This is a genomic window from Pseudomonas lactis (assembly GCF_001439845.1).
Classification (GTDB): domain Bacteria; phylum Pseudomonadota; class Gammaproteobacteria; order Pseudomonadales; family Pseudomonadaceae; genus Aquipseudomonas; species Aquipseudomonas lactis.
This window is the reverse complement of sequence record NZ_JYLO01000034.1, coordinates 1-3257: the sequence shown is the minus strand read 5'-3', so window position 1 is coordinate 3257 and position 3257 is coordinate 1. Positions and strand designations below refer to the sequence as shown.

Here is a 3257-nt window from a genome sequence, read left to right as displayed (position 1 = left end):
CGCGGTGCTTGATCCACCGTCCTAACGCGCTGCGCTTGTTGGGCGTCCCCCAGCACATCGCCCGCTTCGCGGTCACTGCACTGGGAGCCACCTTGATCTAGCTGAACAGCCCGATTCTTTGAATCTCCGAAGCAAGATCACAGGCGCATCAAGAGCCAGATCAAGAGCGCGTAGTAACAGAGTGAGAAGCAAACGACCTTTTCGCCCATACGCCACGGGAAATCTCGAGACAAACTTAGGACCTGCCGAGACAAACTCAGGATAATATGAGACATAAATGCATTGTTTTTTGTCTTTAGAGCGGTTAGCTTGTGTCTCACCAAAGGACAAAAAAGGCTTCCGATATGTCTGCAACGATTAACCTCCGCAAACTCGAATACAGCCCTTTGGCTAACCCTTTGCTGGAGCCAACAGAGGTGACGGTGAAGAAGCGATATGTAAAAACGGGTACGTCAGAGGAGCTGGTTAGCACACGCACTGGAGAGGTCCGCCAAACCGCTGCGATCTACACCGTAGACGAGCGTGACGACGCCTCTTTCGTGAAGGTCTTCGCCGCTGGAGTAGCCGCTGCATTCGACCTTGGCCGCACTGCATCTAGGGTATTCCAGCTAGTCCTGCAGGAATACGAACGATCCCCCATGCGCCAGGGATTTGCCGAAAGCATCGAGCTAGCGTGGTTCAACGATGGCCTATCTGGTCGGTCCGTGGACATGAGCGAAAAGACGTTCCAGCGGGGCCTTAAAGAGCTTCTGGCCAAGCAATTTCTGGCCCCCCGCACCCCATCCACTTTTTGGGTCAATCCGGCCCTATTCTTCAAGGGTGACCGCGTAAAGTTCATCACCGAATATCGTAGAAAAAGCTCGAGGAAGCCATTGAGCCCGGCAACAGCCGCGATTGAAGCTTCCGAGGAGAATTGATGATGATCGATTACAAACCACATTTCAGGCGCTGATACCCTCGAAGTAGTGGAAAAAACTAAACTTTAAGGGAAGAAATGGTATGGAAATTGGGAAAGGACACATCTTCGGATGGTTTGGTAACACATTCTTATTTTTGTTCATAACAGTCGCTGGTGCTTTAATGTTTGCACTCCCGACTTTTATATTTATATTCATATTTTGGACCTGGGCAACAGCTTGCGCCGTTACACTATGGATCACCACACCGTGCGCCGCCATATTCGCTGCTATTTATCTCTGGATTCAGCGTATGGCTACCGAAACTGCTAACAACGATGTGACAACCATTAATAGCTTTATGGAAACCACGCAATTCCAGCCATTTAAAAGCTTTCAAAGTGCTAATGGCATGATTGCCATCAATCAGGATTACTCGAAGATAATTTTGTGTTCACCAGGCCAGCAGCCTCATGTGATTTACCCATCCGATATCATAGAGATAGTGCTAGAGGTCAACGACTCCATAGAGTCAAAATCTACATCAGGCATAGGCGGCAGTCTTACTGGCGCAGCATTAGGCGGTGTACTCACCGGTGGAGCTGGCGCCATCGTCGGAGCAATCGCTGGCAAAAATGGTAAGAACACAACTACACATGGAGTTACATCCATTGCAATAAAAGTTGTTTTAAAAAGATTTTCTGCCCCTCTGTTTACTCTGACCTTTTTAGATGGTGAGGCTGTTTGGGAGCGTACTTCGATGGTAGGCAAAGCTTCTCTTAAACGATCCAATGAATGGTGGGCTATCCTATCCGTATTCAAAGATCAAACCAATACTTCTCTAGTTACACACGAAACTAGCAAGTAGCCGAACTTCTCGCATTGACGCGAAAGCCCCAATCTTTAGTGTTGCGGGCTTTGTCGCTGCGGATAAATGGCTGCGAGCCGTGAATTATGCACGGGCACCGGTAAGAGAAAGAAAATGCTAGAGCCTACGTTAAAGGTTAAATCTTCAGCGTGATTGTCCACGAACAGGCGCATTCTTGCCCTGTTCGCGGCGATGCACTTTGCTCTGCTCCTTAGCCTTTTTGTTTTCCATCTGGAAAGTCATGGCCACCTTGAGCACCTCCTTAACCTGATCTTTGGTAAGGCCCTTGAAAGGCCCCTGGAGCGACTCTAGGCGGTTTCTCAGGTCCTGAGCCGTATCCTGCATCTCTTTCGCTCTACGGCGCTCCTGGAGCGCTGTAGCGGCTACGGCGATAGTCCCTGCGAATCCATCGTTGACTGCTTTGGTCAGTCGCTCGGCCACCACCTCTGGCGTCTCGACATCGCTTGAAAACAGCCCTTTGCGCAGTACCCGCGGCTCTACGGCCTTCGGTGTAATCACCGCCAAAGGCTTCACGCCACGCTCTACGGCGGCGTAGTGCTGCTGGATCGTCTGGTGGGTGGCCTTACTGCCCTCGATCCCACGCTCCAGCCCCAAATCAGCGACACAGCCGGCGTAACTGGACTGGTCGGCACGCATCTTGTCCCTGCTGCCGATGAATTCCTTGGCGCTTAGGCGTTTGTCCTGCGTCAGCGGCACTACGAAAGCAGACAGATGCGGTGTGGCCTCGTCCCTGTGGATGCTGGCCGTAACAATCCGATCGGCGCCGTACTTGTCGGCCAGCCATTGCAGGGAGCGCTGAAAGAACTCCTTTTCCTGTTCTGGTGTCGCTTTGTCGAACCATTCAGGGCTGGCCGTCATCACGTATTCAACCGCCAGAACCGCGTCCTTGCGCCGTTTCTCAGGCAGCAAAGCCCGCAGCTTGCCCATGGCTTCGTCCGTGCTTTTCGCGCCCAGGTGCTGATTGTCAGGTGTGCGCTCCTGGTCAGCATTGTGCGTCTCCCGTTCCCGGTAACAATGCTGCAGCGAGGCCGCCACTGAGCCCATGTTGGCGAGCTTCTTTGCTCGCATGATTGCGTATGCCATGTCATCCCCAATCCGCTCAAAATCAGCCTAGCTCCGCCGGGCCACTTCATTGGAAGTGTACTCACTAGACTTTGCTTCGCAAAGATCGTTCGAAAAGCCACGACAAAAGCAAGATCAACCCCGACCTGATCGCCCGCAAGCGGAGCGCGCAGGCCGAAGGCGGCGGCGTGAAGGAGCGAAGCAGCCGCACTCCGACCTATCTCCTTTCGCGGATTCGGACGGCGCACAGCGACTGGAAGGCCGCTGGGTCTGGATCAAGAATCGCGGTGCTTGATCCACCGTCCTAACGCGCTGCGCTTGTTGGGCGTCCCCCAGCACATCGCCCGCTTCGCGGTCACTGCACTGGGAGCCACCTTGATCTAGCTGAACAGCCCGATTCTTTGAATCTC

At 53.0% G+C, this 3257-nt stretch carries 3 protein-coding genes; 2 read left to right on the top strand and 1 reads right to left on the bottom strand.

Going from position 1 to position 3257, the window contains the following annotated elements; all coding sequences use genetic code 11:
* The first annotated feature begins 344 nt into the window (after positions 1-344).
* Positions 345-917, top strand: coding sequence for a replication/maintenance protein RepL (locus tag TX24_RS30055; protein ID WP_057712111.1), 573 nt, complete (start codon positions 345-347; stop codon positions 915-917).
* A gap of 82 nt (positions 918-999) precedes the next feature.
* Positions 1000-1764: a hypothetical protein gene (locus TX24_RS30050; protein ID WP_057712110.1), complete on the top strand. Its 765-nt coding sequence runs from the start codon at positions 1000-1002 to the stop codon at positions 1762-1764.
* Between the two features lie 144 nt (positions 1765-1908).
* Here TX24_RS30050 and mobV read toward each other — a convergent pair whose 3' ends face one another.
* Complete coding sequence (mobV, locus tag TX24_RS30045) at positions 1909-2868, bottom strand: MobV family relaxase (RefSeq protein ID WP_057712109.1); 960 nt, start codon at positions 2866-2868, stop codon at positions 1909-1911.
* Positions 2869-3257: the final 389 nt, after the last annotated feature.

Bases quoted from the DNA above. Each gene is read 5' to 3' on its own strand.
- TX24_RS30055 (WP_057712111.1), top strand. From the start codon at position 345: ATGTCTGCAACGATTAACCTCCGCAAACTCGAATACAGCCCTTTGGCT.
- mobV (WP_057712109.1), bottom strand. From the start codon at position 2,868: ATGGCATACGCAATCATGCGAGCAAAGAAGCTCGCCAACATGGGCTCA.
- TX24_RS30050 (WP_057712110.1), top strand. From the start codon at position 1,000: ATGGAAATTGGGAAAGGACACATCTTCGGATGGTTTGGTAACACATTC.